At 63.4% G+C, this 17255-nt stretch carries 15 protein-coding genes; 13 read left to right on the top strand and 2 right to left on the bottom strand.

Translation table 11 applies throughout. The annotated features are described in order from the left end of the window. Positions 1-4: 4 nt before the first annotated feature. Positions 5-1177 (bottom strand): ABC transporter substrate-binding protein, encoded by a 1173-nt coding sequence (locus tag M5B97_RS14615; RefSeq protein ID WP_248731849.1) that lies wholly within the window; start codon positions 1175-1177, stop codon positions 5-7. Between the two features lie 471 nt (positions 1178-1648). On the opposite strand from M5B97_RS14615, the gene pedF reads away from it, so the two are divergent. From pedF to M5B97_RS14550, 13 genes are all read left to right on the top strand, one after another. Continuing rightward, the gene (pedF, locus tag M5B97_RS14610; protein WP_134657846.1) at positions 1649-2110 is read left to right on the top strand and encodes a cytochrome c-550 PedF; all 462 of its coding nucleotides are present in this window, start codon (positions 1649-1651) and stop codon (positions 2108-2110) included. 3 nt (positions 2111-2113) lie between these two features. Next, positions 2114-2989 carry a transporter substrate-binding domain-containing protein gene (locus M5B97_RS14605; protein WP_248731848.1) on the top strand — a complete coding sequence of 292 codons (876 nt, stop codon included), beginning with the start codon at positions 2114-2116 and terminating at the stop codon, positions 2987-2989. Then, complete coding sequence (locus M5B97_RS14600) at positions 2986-3735, top strand: quinoprotein dehydrogenase-associated SoxYZ-like carrier (RefSeq protein WP_248731847.1); 750 nt, start codon at positions 2986-2988, stop codon at positions 3733-3735. The genes M5B97_RS14605 and M5B97_RS14600 overlap by 4 nt, the downstream gene beginning before the upstream one ends. A gap of 16 nt (positions 3736-3751) precedes the next feature. Further along, complete coding sequence (locus M5B97_RS14595) at positions 3752-4693, top strand: quinoprotein relay system zinc metallohydrolase 1 (protein WP_248731846.1); 942 nt, start codon at positions 3752-3754, stop codon at positions 4691-4693. Between the two features lie 108 nt (positions 4694-4801). After that, positions 4802-6577 carry a PQQ-dependent methanol/ethanol family dehydrogenase gene (locus M5B97_RS14590; RefSeq protein ID WP_248731845.1) on the top strand — a complete coding sequence of 592 codons (1776 nt, stop codon included), beginning with the start codon at positions 4802-4804 and terminating at the stop codon, positions 6575-6577. Positions 6578-6698: 121 nt separating this feature from the next. Continuing rightward, positions 6699-8219, top strand: coding sequence for an aldehyde dehydrogenase family protein (locus M5B97_RS14585; protein ID WP_248731844.1), 1521 nt, complete (start codon positions 6699-6701; stop codon positions 8217-8219). A 405-nt stretch (positions 8220-8624) separates the two neighbouring features. Next, the gene (locus M5B97_RS14580) at positions 8625-8921 is read left to right on the top strand and encodes a hypothetical protein (RefSeq protein WP_248731843.1); all 297 of its coding nucleotides are present in this window, start codon (positions 8625-8627) and stop codon (positions 8919-8921) included. Positions 8922-9064: 143 nt separating this feature from the next. Further along, entirely contained in the window at positions 9065-9136 is a 72-nt protein-coding gene (gene pqqA / locus M5B97_RS14575; protein WP_010209364.1) for a pyrroloquinoline quinone precursor peptide PqqA, read from the top strand. Positions 9137-9261: 125 nt separating this feature from the next. Continuing rightward, positions 9262-10425, top strand: coding sequence for an alcohol dehydrogenase-like regulatory protein ErcA (ercA, locus tag M5B97_RS14570; RefSeq protein ID WP_123717905.1), 1164 nt, complete (start codon positions 9262-9264; stop codon positions 10423-10425). Next, the gene (locus tag M5B97_RS14565; RefSeq protein WP_248731842.1) at positions 10409-11779 is read left to right on the top strand and encodes a hybrid sensor histidine kinase/response regulator; all 1371 of its coding nucleotides are present in this window, start codon (positions 10409-10411) and stop codon (positions 11777-11779) included. Before ercA ends, M5B97_RS14565 begins: the two co-directional genes overlap by 17 nt. A 77-nt stretch (positions 11780-11856) precedes the next feature. After that, positions 11857-13335 (top strand): DASS family sodium-coupled anion symporter, encoded by a 1479-nt coding sequence (locus M5B97_RS14560; protein ID WP_134657839.1) that lies wholly within the window; start codon positions 11857-11859, stop codon positions 13333-13335. Between the two features lie 246 nt (positions 13336-13581). Beyond that, positions 13582-15228: an MFS transporter gene (locus M5B97_RS14555; RefSeq protein ID WP_134657838.1), complete on the top strand. Its 1647-nt coding sequence runs from the start codon at positions 13582-13584 to the stop codon at positions 15226-15228. After that, positions 15225-16370, top strand: coding sequence for an HlyD family secretion protein (locus tag M5B97_RS14550; protein ID WP_248731841.1), 1146 nt, complete (start codon positions 15225-15227; stop codon positions 16368-16370). Before M5B97_RS14555 ends, M5B97_RS14550 begins: the two co-directional genes overlap by 4 nt. Positions 16371-16378: 8 nt before the next feature. Here M5B97_RS14550 and M5B97_RS14545 read toward each other — a convergent pair whose 3' ends face one another. Next, the gene (locus M5B97_RS14545; RefSeq protein ID WP_248731840.1) at positions 16379-17254 is read right to left on the bottom strand and encodes an SMP-30/gluconolactonase/LRE family protein; all 876 of its coding nucleotides are present in this window, start codon (positions 17252-17254) and stop codon (positions 16379-16381) included. Between the last annotated feature and the right edge of the window lies 1 nt (position 17255).

Below are 17255 nucleotides of genomic sequence, written 5' to 3'. Positions count from 1 at the left end.
GCGTTCAGGGGTAGCGGCAGGTCACCTCGGGCTTGTCATAGCCCAGGCTGTCCATTTCGTTGAAGGGGTGCAGGAAGCCTTCCTGGGGCGAGGTGCTGACCAGTGCGCGCGGTTGCACGATGGGGATCGGCTGGCGCAATTGGCCGTTCCAGGGGCGATAACTGAGCTTGCGACCCTTGAAGCCATCCAGCGGCAACTGCTCGCCCAGCGCCAGTTGGCGGATCGCCATGGGGTCGGCCTGGCGCAGCTTGCTGACGGCGCTGGCGACGCTGCGCACGGCCATCCAGGCGGCGAAGTCGCGGTCGTTCATCCAGCGTCCGGCCAGGGCCTCGAAACGTTTTTGCAACTGGGCGGCGCCGTAGGTTTCCACGGTCTTGTGCCAGCCGGTGGGTGTCAGGCCCTGGGTGCCGGCCACCGGGCGTGGGTACCACGTCTGGTAGGGCACGTATTCGCCGAAGTCGCCGCGCTCATCGGCCACCAGCACCACGTCATAGTCATCGGCCTGGGTGAACAGCGGCATATCGGCCTGGGCGCTGCGGCGCTGATCGTTATCGAAACGCCAGGCCTTTTCCGCCACCCAGCGCACGCCGAAACGCTTGGCGGCGCGGCGCAGGGCGCTGGCATACGCTTGGTCATCCTCGGTGGGGCCGACGATCAGCAGGGCCCGCTGCCATTTGCGCACCACCAGAAACTGCATCAGCGCATCGGCCAGCATCGCGCGGCTCGCCAGGCTGTGCAGCACGTTGCCCAGGCAATCGGTGCTGCGCAGGCTGTCGTCGGCACTGCCGGCGTTGAACAGCAGGCTGTCGGGCAATGCGGCGCTGAGTTGGCGCAGGCTGGCAGCGGGGGCGTTGACTACAAACAGGCGCAGGCCCTGTTCATGCTGGGCCGTGGCGGCGGCGAGCAAGGCCTCGGGCGTGTCGACCGTGGCGCTTGTAAGGCTGTAGCGCTGGTTGAGAAAGGCCCCGGTGCTGTTGCTGTCGATGATCGCCAATTCGGCGCCGCGCTGCCCGGCATCGGCGGGTTCGCCGATGACATTGGACAGCAACGGCCCCGGGTCGGGGCGATACCCCAGGTAACCGATTTGCACCGGCAACGGTGCCTCGGCGGCCTGGCTGCCAGGGGCACACACCATCGCCAGCAGGCAGATCAGGGCATAGGGGGCGAGCGGGCGCATAAGGCACTCCATGACAGGTAGCGCCAGCATAGAAAGGCCCATGCCCCGTGCAAATATGCAGAAAGTACCGCTGAGCCAGTACCAAGGTAGTAACTCATTGCGCGGGGCGCGGCATTACCGGTGACGGAGCCGGACGGGCTGGATGCGTGGCCGGTGGCCTTGATGACGTTGCCGTCCTGGTCCTTGCTGTTCTTTGATCAGCACCGGTGCTCCGGTCATGGTGCAGCCGGCGGCGTGGTCGCCGAGCGTCTTGTTCCAGACCACTTTGGCGGACGGCTACGGAAAAAGTCCCGCTGAGGCCGGGAAGACTTCCCGCGGCGCCGCTGTTTCAGGTGTGCCTCGCAAGCCCTACTACCAAGGGAGGAGGGCGCGGCCACCAAAGCAGCATACGGCCCGTGGCCCAGGGTTTCTAAGATGCCTGCCATAACCTCGAACAATGAGGTTTTGCGTGCAACCCTGAGGGCAAAAATAATGACAACAAAACGCAATGCCTTGCTCGTGGCCGGGCTGTTGGTGGGTGTGATCGGGGCCGGTTCCGCGTTGGCCCATGGCAACGTGGTTCCGCAAGCGGTGGAGACCAAAGGCCTGACGTCGATCAAGGATGCCGGTGTGGCAGTCGACGCTGACGGTTGGGCTGCCGTGAACCCCTATCGCACCTCCCCGGAACACGATAAAGCGGTGGAGATCGGCGCGTCCGCCTACAACCAGAACTGCGCCGCGTGCCATGGGCTGGAAGCCAAGTCCGGAGGCATCGCCCCCGACCTGCGCATGCTCGATGCGGGAGAGGCGGGGGATGAGTGGTTTGTCGAGCGCGTGCGCCATGGCGCGGTACGCGACGGCCGGGTCTACATGCCGAAAATGGCGGACTATTTGAGCCAGGAGGCGTTGTGGGCGGTGCGCACTTACCTGGACTCCGTGCGCGTCGAGGAGTAAGCCATGCGCCTGCTCGCAGCGGTGCTGGGCCTGTTGTTGCTGTGCGGCCAGATCGCCCAGGCGCAGGTGCGCAGCTATGACCAGATGATCGCCGCCGGCGAGTTGAAAGTGGCGGTGTACCAGGACTTCGCCCCTTACAGCTTTAAGCAGGATGCTACGTCGCGCGGGGTCGATGTGGAGCTCGCGCAGGCGCTGGCCAAGGCCCTGGGCGTGCGGTTGACGCTGATCTGGATGCCCGCCGGGGAAAAGCTCGACGACGACCTGCGCGATTACATCTGGCGCGGCAGCCCGTTGCACCATCATCAATTGGCTGACCTGATGCTCCGCGCGCCCTACGACCACGACTACGCGCAGAGGCGCAACGACCAGGGCGAACTGGAAAACGGCCAGGTGGTGATGTTCGGGCCTTACCAGAACGAACAATGGCAGGTTGCCTATGATCGTCGGCGCCTGGACAGCGTCGCCAGTGTGGCGGTATTCGAACGGCACCCTATCGGCGTCGAAGTCGACAGCGTGCCGTCGTTTTACCTCACGTCGGTGTTCAATGGCATGCTCGCCGGCAAGACCCATCATTACCCTGGCGTGCCCCAGGCCTTTGCGGCGATGAAAGCCGGGAAGGTCGACGCCGTGATGGCCATGCGCGGTGAAGTCGACTGGCAGGTGCATGAGGCCCACGACCCGCAACTGGCCCTGGCCGAAAACGCCTACCCCAATATGGGCAAACAACGCTGGGAGATCGGCATGGCGGTGCATGAAAGCAACCGCCAGTTGGCCTACGCCGTGGAAGAGGCGTTGGAAGGCCTGATCCGCGACGGCTCGCTGCAAGCCATCTACAGCCATTACGGCCTGCGCTATGAAGTGCCCGAGATGTACCAATGAGCTGGCGCCTGGGGCTGATGTTGGCTTGCTGGCTGCCGCTCGCGGCTCACGCTGCTGAGGTTGATCCGGTGCCGTCGGTGATGTGGGCGTTTTATCAGAAGCAGTTTTTGGGCGATGCGCCGTTCGTGTTCGACGAGCGGGTCAAGCTGCTGGCGCCGCCATTTGCCGAAGATGCGCGGCAGGTGCCGCTGGAGATCGACGCCCGCGCCTTCAACGGCCACGTGGTGAAAATCCTCGTTTGGGCCGAACTCAACCCGCTGCCGAAAATCGTCGACTTCCAACCCAAGGCCGGCGTATTGCCGTGGCTGTCGATCCGTATCCGCGTCGAACAGGCCACGCCGCTGCGCGCGGCGGTGCTCACCGATGACGGCGTGTGGCACGTCGGCTCGACCCTGATCGACGCGGCCGGTGGCGGTTGCACCGCGCCCAGTGTGGTGCGCACCCAGGCGGGCTGGGAAGAGCATATCGGCGAGGTGCTGGGCGGGCGTTACCCGCGCGGTGAGTTCAGCCGCTTGCGCGTGCAGGTGGCGCACCCGATGGACAATGGCCTGGTCAGCGGTATCCCCGAGTTTTACCTCAACCACGCCCAATTGCGCGATGAGCAGGGCCGGGTGTTGGCTGAGCTTGAACTGTTTGCGGCGGTCAGCGAAAACCCCAACCTGGCCTTTGACATCGAAAGGCGCGGGCAGACGCGCCTGCTGCTGCGCGACACCAGCGGCAACCAGATCGACGCCGCCATTCCCTGACCCAGAGGAGCGCGGTATGCGCTGGATACTGTTGTTCTGCCTGAGCCTGCCTGCATTGGCCGGCCTCGACTACGACCTCAAGCCCCGGCTGATTGCCGACGACACCTGGCTGCTGGAGGGCAGCACCGACAACTTCAACAAGGCCAATGGCGGCAACATCGTCAACACCGGGTTCATCGTGACCGAAGCGGGTGTGGTGGTGATCGACACGGGGCCGTCCAGGCGCTACGGCGAAGCGATGCGCCAGGCGATTGCCGGCGTCACCGCCAAGCCGGTGATCCAAGTGCTGCTGACCCATCATCATCCCGACCACGCGCTGGGCAACCAGGCGTTCAAAACGGTGCCCATCGGCGCCCTGGCCGACACCACGCGCTTGCTTCACGAGCAGGGCGATGGCATGGCCGAAAACCTCTACCGCCTGGTCGGCGACCGGATGCGCGGTACCGAAGTGGTGTTGCCCACCCAAGTGCTCGAACCCGGTGTGCTGAGCTTTGGCAGCCATGATCTGCGCTTGCTGGCCTTCACCGGGCATACCGGCGCCGACCTGGCGATCCTCGACAGCAAGACTGGCGTGCTGTTTGCCGGCGACCTGGTGTTCTACCAACGTGCGCTCACCACCCCCAACAGCCCGGGGCTGGCCACATGGCTGGCGGATATCGCCCGTCTGCAAGCCTTGCCCTGGACCCTGCTGGTGCCCGGCCACGGCCCGGTCGCCGACGATGCGCGGCCGCTCAAGCAAATGCGCGACTACTTGACCTGGCTCGATCAGTTGCTGCGCGACGGCGCCGCACAGGGCAGCGATATGGCCGAGCTGATCCGCAGCCCGATCCCCGAGCGCTTTGCCGCGATCAGCCTGAACCGCTACGAGCTGATCCGCAGCGTCAGCCACCTGTACCCACGTTACGAGCGCGAGCAACTGCAGCGGGTGGACATCCCGGCACCGCTACTAAGGAACTAGCAATCTCGATACAGCGGTCAATTGTGACGACGGCCTGCGCGCCCAAGAATCGGTACCAGACCGGGAAAATTTCCCGGGTATAACAAAAAAACCGCAGAGGTAGCCGTCATGACCCAACCCGCACGTCGCCAACCCTTCGCCTTGAGTGTGTTGCTCGGTGCCATCCTGTTATCCGGCCAGGCCCATGCCGGCGTGACCGATCAGGACATCCTCCAGGACCCGCAAAACCCTGGCCAGATCGTTACCAACGGCCTGGGGGTCCAGGGTCAGCGCTACAGCCCGCTCGATACGCTGAATGTCGACAACGTCAAAGACCTGCGCCCGGCCTGGGCCTTTTCTTTTGGTGGCGAGAAACAGCGTGGGCAGCAGGCGCAGCCGATGGTCAAGGACGGCGTGATGTACCTCACCGGCTCCTACTCGAGGGTGTTCGCGGTGGACGCGCGCACGGGCAAGAAACTCTGGCAATACGACGCGCGCCTGCCCGATGACATTCGCCCCTGCTGTGACGTGATCAACCGGGGCGTGGCACTTTACGGCGACCTGGTGTTCTTCGGCACGCTCGACGCCAAACTCGTCGCGCTGAACAAAGACACCGGCAAAGTGGTGTGGAGTAAAAAGGTCGCCGACCACAAAGAAGGCTACTCCATCAGCGCCGCGCCCCTGGTGGTCAACGGCAAGCTGATTACCGGCGTGGCCGGTGGCGAGTTCGGCGTGGTGGGCAAAATCGAAGCGTATGACCCGAAGAACGGCGACTTGCTGTGGACCCGGCCAACGGTCGAAGGTCATATGGGCTATGTGTACAAAGACGGCAAGGCCGTGGAAAACGGTATCTCCGGCGGTGCGCCCGGCAAGACCTGGCCCGGCGACCTGTGGAAGACCGGCGGCGCCGCGCCCTGGCTGGGCGGCTACTACGACCCGCAAACCAATCTGCTGCTGTTCGGCACCGGCAACCCGGCACCGTGGAACTCCCACCTGCGCCCTGGCGATAATCTCTATTCCTCCTCGCGCCTGGCCCTCAACCCGGATGACGGCACCATCAAGTGGCACTTCCAGAGCACGCCTCACGACGGTTGGGACTTTGACGGCGTGAACGAGTTGATCGCCTTCAACTACAGCGAAGGCGGCAAGGAAATCAAGGCGGCGGCCACCGCCGACCGCAATGGCTTCTTCTACGTGCTCGACCGCACCAACGGCAAATTCATCCGCGGCTTCCCGTTTGTCGACAAGATCACCTGGGCCAGCGGCCTGGATAAGGAGGGGCGGCCGATCTATAACGAAGCCAGCCGTCCCGGTGCCCCCGGCAGCGAAACCAAGGGCACCTCGGTGTTTGTCGCCCCGGCGTTCCTGGGGGCCAAGAACTGGATGCCGATGGCCTACAACCGCGACACAGGGCTGTTCTATGTGCCGTCCAACGAGTGGGGCATGGACATCTGGAACGAAGGCATCGCCTACAAGAAAGGCGCGGCGTTCCTCGGCGCGGGCTTCACCATCAAGCCGTTGAATGAAGACTATATCGGCGTGCTGCGCGCCATCGACCCGAAAACCGGCAAGGAAGTCTGGCGCCACAAGAACTTCGCGCCGCTGTGGGGCGGGGTGCTCACCACCAAGGGCAACCTGGTTTTCACCGGTACGCCGGAAGGCTTCCTGCAGGCCTTCAACGCCAAGACCGGTGAGAAAGTCTGGGAATTCCAGACCGGCTCCGGCGTACTGGGCTCGCCCGTGACCTGGGAGATGGACGGCGAGCAATACGTGTCGGTGCTCTCCGGCTGGGGCGGGGCGGTGCCGCTGTGGGGTGGCGAGGTGGCCAAGCGGGTCAAGGATTTCAACCAGGGCGGCATGCTCTGGACCTTCAAGCTGCCCAAGGAACTGGTGGCCAAGCACTAGTTCTACGACCAAATGACAAGGGCCCTCCTGCCAACGGCGCATTCGCCCGGAGGCGAGGGCTCTCTACCATCGGCTCATCGCCTGTTGACCGACAGGCCCGGACCCCGACAGAGGCCTCACCATGATCTACGCACAACCTGGCACCCCTGGCGCCATCGTCACGTTCAAGCCGCGCTACGGTAATTACATCGGCGGCGAGTTTGTCGCGCCGCTCAAAGGTGACTACTTCACCAACACCTCGCCGGTCACCGGTGAAGTGATCGCCGAATTCCCGCGCTCCAGCGCCGCCGATGTCGACAAGGCATTGGACGCCGCCCATGCCGCCGCTGATGCCTGGGGCAAAACCTCGGCCCAGGACCGTTCCCTGGTGCTGCTGAAAATTGCCGAGCGTATCGAGCAGCACCTGGAAATACTGGCCGTGGCCGAAACCTGGGACAACGGTAAGGCCGTGCGCGAAACCCTCAACGCCGACGTGCCCCTGGCCGCCGACCACTTCCGTTACTTTGCCGGTTGCATCCGTGCCCAGGAAGGCGGCGCGGCCGAGATCAACGAGCACACCGCGGCCTATCACTTCCACGAGCCGCTGGGCGTGGTCGGGCAGATCATTCCGTGGAACTTCCCGCTGCTGATGGCCGCGTGGAAACTGGCCCCGGCGTTGGCGGCCGGTAACTGCATCGTGCTCAAGCCCGCCGAGCAGACGCCGCTTTCGATCATGCTGTTTGCCGAGCTGATCGGCGACCTGCTGCCGCCCGGCGTGCTCAACATCGTGCAAGGCTTTGGTCGCGAAGCCGGGGAGGCGCTGGCCACCAGCAAGCGCATCGCCAAGATCGCGTTCACCGGTTCCACCCCGGTGGGCGCGCACATCATGCATGCCGCCGCCGAGAACATCATCCCGTCCACCGTCGAGCTGGGCGGCAAGTCGCCGAACATCTTCTTTGAAGACATCATGAGCGCCGAACCGGCCTTTATTGAAAAGGCCGCCGAAGGGTTGGTGCTGGCGTTCTTCAACCAGGGCGAAGTGTGTACCTGCCCGTCGCGGGCGTTGGTGCAGGAGTCGATCTACGAGCCGTTCATGGCCGAGGTGATGAAGAAAATCGTCAGGATCAAGCGCGGTAATCCACTGGACACCGAGACCATGGTCGGCGCCCAGGCGTCACAGCAGCAATACGACAAGATCCTGTCCTACCTGGAAATCGCCCAGCAAGAAGGCGCCGTGCTCCTTACCGGCGGCGCGGCGGAGCGTTTGGAGGGCGACCTGTCCAGCGGCTATTACATCCAGCCGACCTTGCTCAAGGGGCATAACAAGATGCGCGTGTTCCAGGAGGAAATCTTCGGCCCCGTGGTGGGCGTGACCACCTTCAAGGACGAGGCCGAAGCGCTGGCGATCGCCAACGACAGCGAGTTCGGCCTGGGCGCCGGCCTATGGACCCGCGACATCAACCGCGCCTACCGCATGGGCCGTGCGATCAAGGCCGGGCGGGTGTGGACCAACTGTTATCACCTGTACCCGGCACATGCGGCATTCGGCGGGTACAAGAAGTCGGGTGTGGGCCGTGAGAACCACAAGATGATGCTCGATCACTACCAGCAGACCAAGAACCTGTTGGTGAGCTACGACATCAATCCGCTGGGTTTCTTCTAAGCCTCAAACTGGCAATGCGGTTCAATGTGGGAGGGCGCAAACCTCTCCCACATGGGCCGCATGCCGAGGTTTGATTGGCAGGGCTGGTGGCATTTGGTCATGCTTTGTAAAGGGCCAGCAAGGCGCATCCCTTTAAATTGCAGGACGTTTCCTAGACAATCCCTGCCGCCTTGTGCCTGCTGGAATCGGTGGCTAGTCTGCGGTCCGTCACTGACAAATCAGTGATCGGGTTTAGCAGCCTGACTTCAATAGGTACACGGTTCACTGCTTCTTTTATGGTGGCTGTGCGTGGGGCACCTTCGGGTGCGCTGGTTTTCCTATTGACCGGTCTGCTAACCCGCGTACAGCTGCCACCCTCGTTTAGCAGCGTTGGCGGTAGCTCCCTTGCTCAATAGGAGTTACAGCATGAATAAAGTCATCCCCGATCCACCCATTGACCCCGCCAAAGACCGCGCGGCCTTCAATCGCGCCATCGACCACTACCTGCCCACCCAGGGCGTTCACTCCGTCAACGAAGACCTGAGCTTCGAAGATGCGCTGCTTTACACCGCCAGTTTGCTCGACAGCGCCTCGGCCACCGCGCTCGATTGCGGTGAACTGCTGACAAGCCCTGAACGCGCGAAGATTTTGGCGGTGTGGCATCTGCTGGAAATAGCCAAGACCACGGTGGATCGCTCCATTGAATGCCTGCAACACAGTTAGAGCGTAATGGGCCGTCCCCGCCTCGCCCTGCATCCGCGACTAATGCACGGCGGCCGCTACGTCGAAAGTAGCATTCGCCTCCCAATCCCCCCATGCATTAATGACCTGACCGGGATCTTCCGGCACAACAAGAGGACATGCCCATGTGGACTAAACCCGCGTTTACCGACCTGCGTATCGGCTTCGAAGTGACCATGTACTTCGCCAGCCGTTGATCCACCCCGGCCAGCCTTGTGCTGGCCGGTGCTGTGTGGAGGATGCCCCTTTGGTCTGATTGCAATCGCAGCCGGATGGGTTAGTGTGGAGCGCATCTTCCAAAATAATAAAAACAGGCTTACCAATGAGCCAGACCCTGAGCCAGCTGCGTAAATTCGTCTCTCCTGAAATCATCTTCGGTGCCGGTTGCCGGCACAACGTCGGTAACTACGCCAAGACCTTCGGCGCACGCAAGGTGCTGGTGGTAAGCGACCCCGGTGTCATCGCCGCCGGTTGGGTGGCCGATGTCGAAGCCAGCCTGCAAGCCCTTGGCATCGACTACTGCCTGTACAGCGCCGTCTCGCCCAACCCCCGCGTCGAAGAAGTGATGCTCGGCGCCGAGGTGTACCGCGAACACCACTGTGACGTGATTGTCGCCATCGGCGGCGGCAGCCCGATGGACTGCGGCAAGGCCATCGGCATCGTGGTCGCCCACGGCCGCAGCATCCTCGATTTCGAGGGCGTGGACACGATTCGCGTACCCAGCCCGCCGCTGATCCTGATTCCGACCACCGCCGGCACCTCGGCGGATGTCTCGCAGTTCGTGATCATCTCCAATCAGCAGGAACGCATGAAGTTCTCCATCGTCAGCAAGGCCGTGGTGCCGGACGTGTCGCTGATCGACCCGGAAACCACCGCCAGCATGGACCCGTTCCTGTCGGCCTGTACCGGCATCGACGCGTTGGTGCACGCCATCGAAGCGTTCGTTTCCACCGGCCACGGCCCGCTCACCGACCCCCACGCGCTGGAGGCGATGCGCCTGATCAACGGCAACCTGGTGCAGATGATCGCCAACCCCGGCGATATTGCCCTGCGCGAGAAAATCATGCTCGGTAGCATGCAGGCCGGGCTGGCGTTCTCCAATGCGATCCTCGGCGCGGTACATGCCATGTCCCACAGCCTGGGCGGCTTTCTCGACCTGCCCCATGGCCTGTGTAACGCGGTGCTGGTGGAGCATGTGGTGGCGTTCAACTACAACTCGGCACCGGAGCGTTTCCAGGTGATCGCCGAGACGTTCGGCATCGACTGCCGGGGCCTCAACCACCGGCAGATCTGCGGGCGGCTGGTGGACCATCTGATTGCGCTGAAACACGCGATAGGCTTCCACGAAACCCTGGGCCTGCATGGGGTGCGAGTGGCGGACATTCCGTTCCTGTCACAACATGCGATGCACGACCCGTGCATCCTCACCAACCCACGGGAGTCGAGCCAGCGCGATGTCGAGGTCGTCTATGGCGAAGCTCTCTGACGACCAGCAGCGTGCCCTCGCCGGGTTGCTGGGCCTTGGCGACCAGTCGGCGCGTAAAAGCCATTACCCGGAGCTCACCGCACGGCTGGATGAACTGGAGGCCGAGCGCAAACGCTATATCCGTCTCAACGACGAGCTGGAGCAACGGGTCGCCGCGCGTACCGATGAGCTGCTGGAAGCCAACCTCAACCTGCAACAACAGATCGCCCAACGCGAGCGCATCGAACAGGACCTGCGCGACGCTCGCGACGCTGCCGAAGCCGCCAACCGCAGCAAGGACAAATACCTCGCCGCCGCCAGCCATGACTTGCTGCAACCACTGAACGCCGCACGCCTGTTGATCGCCACGTTACGCGAGCGGCAATTGCCCAGCGTCGAGCAGGTGCTGGTGGAGCGTGCGCACCAGGCGCTGGAAGGCGCCGAGGATTTGCTCACGGACTTGCTGGATATCTCGCGACTGGACCAGGCGGCGGTCAAGCCGGACCTGGCCGTGTATCGGCTCGATGAACTGTTCGCGCCGCTGGTTTCGGAGTTTCAGTCGGTGGCCGAGGCGACGGGGCTGAACCTGCGGGTGCACACCGGCCGTTATGCGATCCGTACCGACTTGCGCCTGCTGACGCGCATCCTGCGTAACTTCCTGAGCAATGCCTGCCGCTACACCGATGAGGGGTGCATTCTGCTCGGCGCACGGCGCCGGGGTGACCGCCTGTGTATCGAGGTATGGGACACCGGGCGTGGGATTGCGGCTGACCGGCTGGAGTCGATCTTCCTCGAGTTCAACCAACTCGACGTCGGCCGTGCGGCGGACCGCAAGGGTGTCGGGCTGGGGTTGGCGATTGTCGAGCGTATCGCCGAAATCCTCGGCCACCCGGTGGCCGTACGGTCCTGGCCGGGGCGCGGTTCGATGTTCAGCATCGAAGTCCCCCTGGGCGCAGAGATGCCGCCGGCGATCAGCCAACTGCCGGTGCAACCGAGCACCGGCAACCCGCTGCCGGGTCGGCGTCTACTGGTAATCGACAACGAAGTGAGCATCCTCGACAGCATGCAGGCGTTACTCGGGCAGTGGGGTTGCGAAGTGCTCACCGCCACCGACCAGGCGGGCGCATTGCTGGCGTTGCAGGGCAGGGCGCCGGAGTTGATCCTGGCGGACTACCATCTGGACCATGGGGTTCTCGGGTGTGAGGTGGTCAAGCACCTGCGCGAGCATTTCGGGCAGAAGATTGCGGCGGTGATCATTACCGCCGACCGCACCGACCAATGCCGCCGCGCGTTGCGTCGGCTGGACGCACCGTTGCTGAATAAACCGGTCAAGCCGGGCAAGTTGCGTGCGGTGTTGAGCCAGTTGTTGGCTTAGAGCGTTGATACCTGTCAACACGCTACGCGACGCTTTGCCTCATGCTCCAGGCCTGATTTAGAGGCCCGGAGTCCCCCATGAACGCCCCTGCCACAACCGCTGCATCCTTCAAGTTACCCCTGGGCCTGGTGGTCGCCGTACTGGTGATGGTTGGCGTGCTGCTGTTGCCGCTGCCCGCCGACCTGCCAGTGGCGGGGCAGCGCATGCTGGCGATCCTCGCATTTGCCGTGGTGGTGTGGATCAGCGAAGCGGTGTCTTATGAAGCCAGTGCGATCATGATCACCTCGCTCATGGCGTTTTTGCTCGGCACCGCGCCATCGCTGCAAGACCCGACGCACCTGATCGGCTCAAGCCCAGCCATCAGTATGGCGCTGACGGGCTTCTCCAATCCTGCGCTGGCGCTGGTGGCGGGGGCCCTGTTTATTGCGGCGGCGATGACCCACACCGGCCTGGACCGGCGCATCGCGTTGGTGACCCTGAGCCGCGTCGGCACCAGCACCCGGCGCATCCTGCTGGGCGCGATTGCCGTCACCCTCCTGCTCAGCCTGGTGGTGCCCAGCGCCACGGCGCGCAGTGCCTGTGTGGTGCCGATCATGATGGGGGTGATCGCCGCTTTTGGCGTCGACAAGCGCTCGAACATCGCCGCCGGCATCATGATCGTGGTGGCCCAGGGCACCAGCATCTGGAACGTCGGGATCCAGACCGCGGCAGCGCAGAACCTGCTGACCGTCGGCTTCATGGACAAGATGCTCGGTCAGCGCGTGTCGTGGATCGACTGGCTGATCGCCGGCGCGCCGTGGGCGCTGATTATGTCGGCCGTGCTGTTGTTCCTGGTGCTCAAGTTGCTGCCGCCGGAAACCGACAGCATCCCCGGTGGTAAAGAAGCGGTGGCGCAATCGCTGGTGGAGATCGGCCCCATGACCGGCCCGCAGAAACGCCTGCTGGCCGTTTCGGTGTTGTTGCTGCTGGCGTGGGCCACGGAAGGGCGCCTGCACAGTTTCGATACCACCTCCACCACCTACGCCGGGCTGGTGTTCCTGCTGCTGCCGGGCCTGGGCGTGATGACCTGGAAGGATGTGCAATCGCGCATTCCGTGGGGCACGGTGATTGTGTTCGGTGTGGGTATCAGCCTGGGCACGGCGCTGCTGACGACCCAGGCCGGGCAATGGCTGGGTTCGCAGGTGGTGGCGCACACCGGGTTGGATCAAGTGGGGCCGTTGGGGGTGTTTGCGATTCTGGGAGCGTTCCTGATCCTGATTCACCTGGGGTTCGCCAGCGCGACGGCATTGACCTCGGCGTTGCTGCCGATCCTGATTGCCGTGTTGCAGACCCTGCCGGGAGAATTCAGTCGCCTGGGGATGGCGATGTTGCTGGGGTTTGTGATGAGTTACGGGTTTATTTTGCCGATCAATGCGCCGCAGAACATGGTGTGTCTGGGGACGGGGACATTTACGGCGCGCCAATTTGCCAAGGTGGGCATCCTGGTGACGTTGGTGGGTTATCTGTTGATGCTGGTATTTGCCGCCACTTACTGGAGCTGGCTGGGCTGGATCTGATCGCAAATGCGCTCCAGAAACATCTGAACAACCACTGTAGGAGCGAGCTTGCTCGCGAAAAACGTCAACGATAACGCGTGCTTCCTGAATGAACGCGGCGCCTGTGGTTTTTTCGCGAGCAAGCTCGCTCCTACAGAATACGGGCTTCAATCCCACCCCAAGATGGCAAGATGAGCGGCTCTCAGGTTTACTATCCCTGGGTCATGGTTTTACCGACCTAACCCGTCGGCTCATCTAGGTCATCGAATGGACAAATACACTCCCCACACCTGGGAGCCTCACGAGCGTCCGAGCCTGCCCGGCTCGCCGTCTACACCGCTGCACCCCACACGCAAGCGCTGGCTGTTCGCGCTGGTAGGCGTGCTGGTGGCGATCACCGGTGGCCTGGGCAATGCCCTGGTTATCGCCAACCTGCAATACCTGCAAGGCGCACTGGGTGCGACCACCGCCGAAATGGCCTGGCTACCCGCCGCCTATGTGATGACCAATGTGTGCATGAACCTGCTGCTGGTTAAGTTCCGCCAGCAGTTCGGCCTGCGTGCGTTTACCGAGGTGTTCCTGGTGCTGTATGCGCTGGTGACCTTCGGCCACTTGTTCGTCAACGACCTCAGTTCGGCCATTGCGGTTCGGGCGGCCCATGGCATGGTGGGGGCGGCGCTGAGTTCCCTGGGTTTGTACTACATGATCCAGGCGTTCCCGGCCAAGTGGCGCCTCAAAGCCCTGGTGCTGGGGTTGGGCACCGCGCAGTTGGCCTTGCCCCTGGCGCGATTGTTCTCCGAAGACTTGCTGCAGATTGCCGAGTGGCGTGGCCTCTACCTGTTTGAGCTGGGCATGGCGCTGATCTGCCTGGGTTGCGTGTTCCTGCTCAAGCTGCCACCCGGCGACCGCTTCAAGACCTTCGAAAAGCTCGATTTCCTCACCTTCGCCATCCTCGCCACCGGCGTGGCGCTGCTGTGCGCGGTGCTGTCCCTGGGCCGTATCGACTGGTGGCTGGAAGCACCCTGGATCGGCATCGCCTCGGCCTGTTCCCTGGTGCTGATCATGGCCGGGCTGGCCATCGAGCATAACCGCGCCAACCCAATGCTGATGACCCGCTGGCTCGGCAGCGGCACCATGATTCGCCTGGCGCTGGCGGTGATCCTGATTCGCATGGTGCTGTCGGAACAGTCCACCGGTGCGGTGGGGTTCATGCAGATGCTGAACATGAGCTACCAGCAGATGCACACGCTGTATGTGGTCATGCTGGCCGGGGCGATTGCCGGGCTGGTGGTCAGCGCATTGACCATCAACCCTGCGCACCTGCTGATGCCATTGGTGATTTCTCTGGCGCTGATGGCCGTGGGCTCGGTGATGGACAGTTTCTCCAGCAACCTGACCCGGCCGCAGAATCTGTATATCAGCCAGTTCCTGCTGGGCTTTGGCGGTACTTTCTTCCTGGGGCCGACCATGGTGCTGGGCACGAAGAACGTGCTGACCAACCCGCGCAACCTGGTGAGTTTTTCGGTGATGTTCGGCATTTGCCAGAACCTCGGCGGCCTGATCGGCGCGGCCTTGCTCGGCACCTTCCAGATCGTGCGCGAGAAGTATCATTCGAGCATGCTCGTCGAGCACCTGACCTTGCTCGACCCGCGTGTGGCCGCGCGCGTGCAGAGCGGCGGTTCGGCCTATGGCGGTATCGTCGCCGACCCGGAACTGCGTAACCTCATGGGTATCCGCAGCCTTGCCACGGCAGCGACCCGGGAGGCAAACGTAATGGCTTACAACGATGTCTTCATGCTGATCGCGATCATCGCAATACTGACTATGCTCTGGATCTTTATCCGCAGCCTGTGGCTGATGAGCACTACCCGAGCAGCAGCCCCTCCCGTTCAACCCAGCGGCGTTTCTTCATGACCGAATCAACCACAACCACCACCAACGCCATCGCCTCAACCCCGGAAGGCAGTACCCCGCCGGGCTCAACCATCACCGAGCCGCGTTCGCTGCGGGTGCGCATCATCTCATCCCTGGGCTTTGCCGCGATCGCCATCGTCGGCGTGCTGATCGTGCTGTATGCCTGGCAGTTGCCACCGTTCAGCAGCGCCGTGGAAACCACGGAGAACGCGTTGGTGCGCGGCCAGGTGACGATCATCGGGCCGCAACTGAGCGGTTATGTGTTTGAAGTACCGGTGCAGGATTTCCAGTACGTCAAGGCTGGCGACCTGCTGGTGCGCCTGGATGACCGCATCTACAAGCAGCGCCTCGACCAGGCGCTGGCGCAATTGGCGGTGCAGAAAGCCTCGTTGGCCAATGTGGTGCAGCAGCGCAACAGCGCCGAAGCCACCATCAAGCTGCGCCAGGCCGCGTTGGCGGACAGCGAGGCGCAGTCACGCAAGAGCATCGCCGACCTGCGTCGCAATGAAGCGCTGATCAGCGACGGCTCAGTGTCCAAGCGCGAGTTGGACGTGACCCGTGCGGCGAATGCGCAGACGCTCGCCGCGGTGGCCCAGGCCAAGGCCAGCCTGGAAATTGCCCGGCAGGATCTGCAAACGGTGATCGTCAATCGCGGCTCCCTGGAAGCTGCCGTGGCCAGTGCCGAGGCGGCGGTGGAGCTGGCACGTATCGACCTGTCCAACACTCGCATCACCGCGCCGCGTGACGGCCAATTGGGGCAGATTGGCGTGCGCCTTGGCGCCTATGTCAATTCCGGCGCACAGCTGATGGCCCTGGTGCCCCCGCAGTTGTGGGTGATCGCCAATATGAAAGAAACCCAGATGGACCACGTGCAGGTCGGCCAGCCGGTGACTTTCACCGTGGACGCACTGAACCATCGCAAGTTTCACGGTACGGTGCAGCATATTTCCCCGGCGACGGGTTCGGAGTTCAGCCTGTTGCAGGCGGACAATGCCACCGGCAATTTCGTGAAGATCGCTCAGCGCGTGCCGGTGCGGATAACGGTTGACCCTGATCAGGCCGAGAGCGAGCGGCTGCGGCCGGGGTTGTCGGTAGTCGTCAGTATCGACACGGCGGGCCGCCTGAAAAACAGCCCGCCTTGAAGCGCTACCTAGCGCGCAAAGGTGGGTTCGGGTAGCCCCTGGACTCCCGGGTTGAGGGCGAATACGCCGCCGGCCGGGGACTGCTGGCTCTGGTCGTCACGGATCGAGGTGACGAACAGAGTGTCCAGGCGACTGCCGCCGAAGGCGCACATGGTGGGTTTTTTTACCGGCACGCTGAGGGAGCGGTCGAGGCGACCCTCGGGGGTGAAGCGGTGGACGAGCCCGGCGTCGTTGGCGCAGATCCAGTAGCAACCGTCGGCATCGACGGCAGCACCGTCGGGGCGGCCGGGGTGGTGGTGCATGTCCACGAACACGCGGCGATTGGACGGCGTGCCGGTGTCGATGTCGTAGTCGAAGGCCCAGATCTGCTGCACCAGCGGGTGTGAGTCCGAGGCATACATCGTGCGTCCATCGGGGCTGAAGGCCAGGCCGTTGAGGGTGATGAAACCGCCCAGTTGAGCGTGTGGCAGCCGGCCGGACTCGTAGCGGTAGAGGGTGCCCTCGGCCGCGTTCAAGCCCATATTCAACACCATGCTGCCGGCCCAGAAGCGGCCTTGACGGTCACAGCGGCCGTCGTTCAGGCGCATATCCGCACGCGGGTGTTCGACGGTCGCCAAGCCTGTGCTGTCGAGGCTGCCGTCGTTGTGGGGGGTGAGCTGGAAAAAGCCGGTTTCCATCCCGGCGATCCAGTTGCCGGCCGCGGTGCGGGCGATACAGGCGAGCATCTGCGGGGCTTTCCAGGCGGCGATGTGACCGGTGCCGGCGCTCCAGCGCTGCAGGCCGCCATTGGGAATATCCACCCAGTACAGCGCGTTTTCCTCAGGCACCCACACCGGGCATTCGCCCACGGCATTGCGCGCGTCGACAATCAATTCAGCGGTCATT

It is taken from the genome of Pseudomonas sp. MWU13-2517, assembly GCF_023242545.1.
GTDB lineage: Bacteria > Pseudomonadota > Gammaproteobacteria > Pseudomonadales > Pseudomonadaceae > Aquipseudomonas.
This window is presented reverse-complemented; position numbering and strand designations above follow the sequence as displayed.

Coding starts and splice junctions, on each gene's coding strand:
- M5B97_RS14590 (WP_248731845.1), top strand. CDS start 4,802: ATGACCCAACCCGCACGTCGCCAACCCTTCGCCTTGAGTGTGTTGCTC.
- M5B97_RS14555 (WP_134657838.1), top strand. CDS start 13,582: ATGGACAAATACACTCCCCACACCTGGGAGCCTCACGAGCGTCCGAGC.
- M5B97_RS14605 (WP_248731848.1), top strand. CDS start 2,114: ATGCGCCTGCTCGCAGCGGTGCTGGGCCTGTTGTTGCTGTGCGGCCAG.
- M5B97_RS14580 (WP_248731843.1), top strand. CDS start 8,625: ATGAATAAAGTCATCCCCGATCCACCCATTGACCCCGCCAAAGACCGC.
- M5B97_RS14550 (WP_248731841.1), top strand. CDS start 15,225: ATGACCGAATCAACCACAACCACCACCAACGCCATCGCCTCAACCCCG.
- M5B97_RS14560 (WP_134657839.1), top strand. CDS start 11,857: ATGAACGCCCCTGCCACAACCGCTGCATCCTTCAAGTTACCCCTGGGC.
- M5B97_RS14615 (WP_248731849.1), bottom strand. CDS start 1,177: ATGCGCCCGCTCGCCCCCTATGCCCTGATCTGCCTGCTGGCGATGGTG.
- M5B97_RS14585 (WP_248731844.1), top strand. CDS start 6,699: ATGATCTACGCACAACCTGGCACCCCTGGCGCCATCGTCACGTTCAAG.
- M5B97_RS14565 (WP_248731842.1), top strand. CDS start 10,409: ATGGCGAAGCTCTCTGACGACCAGCAGCGTGCCCTCGCCGGGTTGCTG.
- ercA (WP_123717905.1), top strand. CDS start 9,262: ATGAGCCAGACCCTGAGCCAGCTGCGTAAATTCGTCTCTCCTGAAATC.
- M5B97_RS14600 (WP_248731847.1), top strand. CDS start 2,986: ATGAGCTGGCGCCTGGGGCTGATGTTGGCTTGCTGGCTGCCGCTCGCG.
- M5B97_RS14595 (WP_248731846.1), top strand. CDS start 3,752: ATGCGCTGGATACTGTTGTTCTGCCTGAGCCTGCCTGCATTGGCCGGC.
- pedF (WP_134657846.1), top strand. CDS start 1,649: ATGACAACAAAACGCAATGCCTTGCTCGTGGCCGGGCTGTTGGTGGGT.
- M5B97_RS14545 (WP_248731840.1), bottom strand. CDS start 17,254: ATGACCGCTGAATTGATTGTCGACGCGCGCAATGCCGTGGGCGAATGC.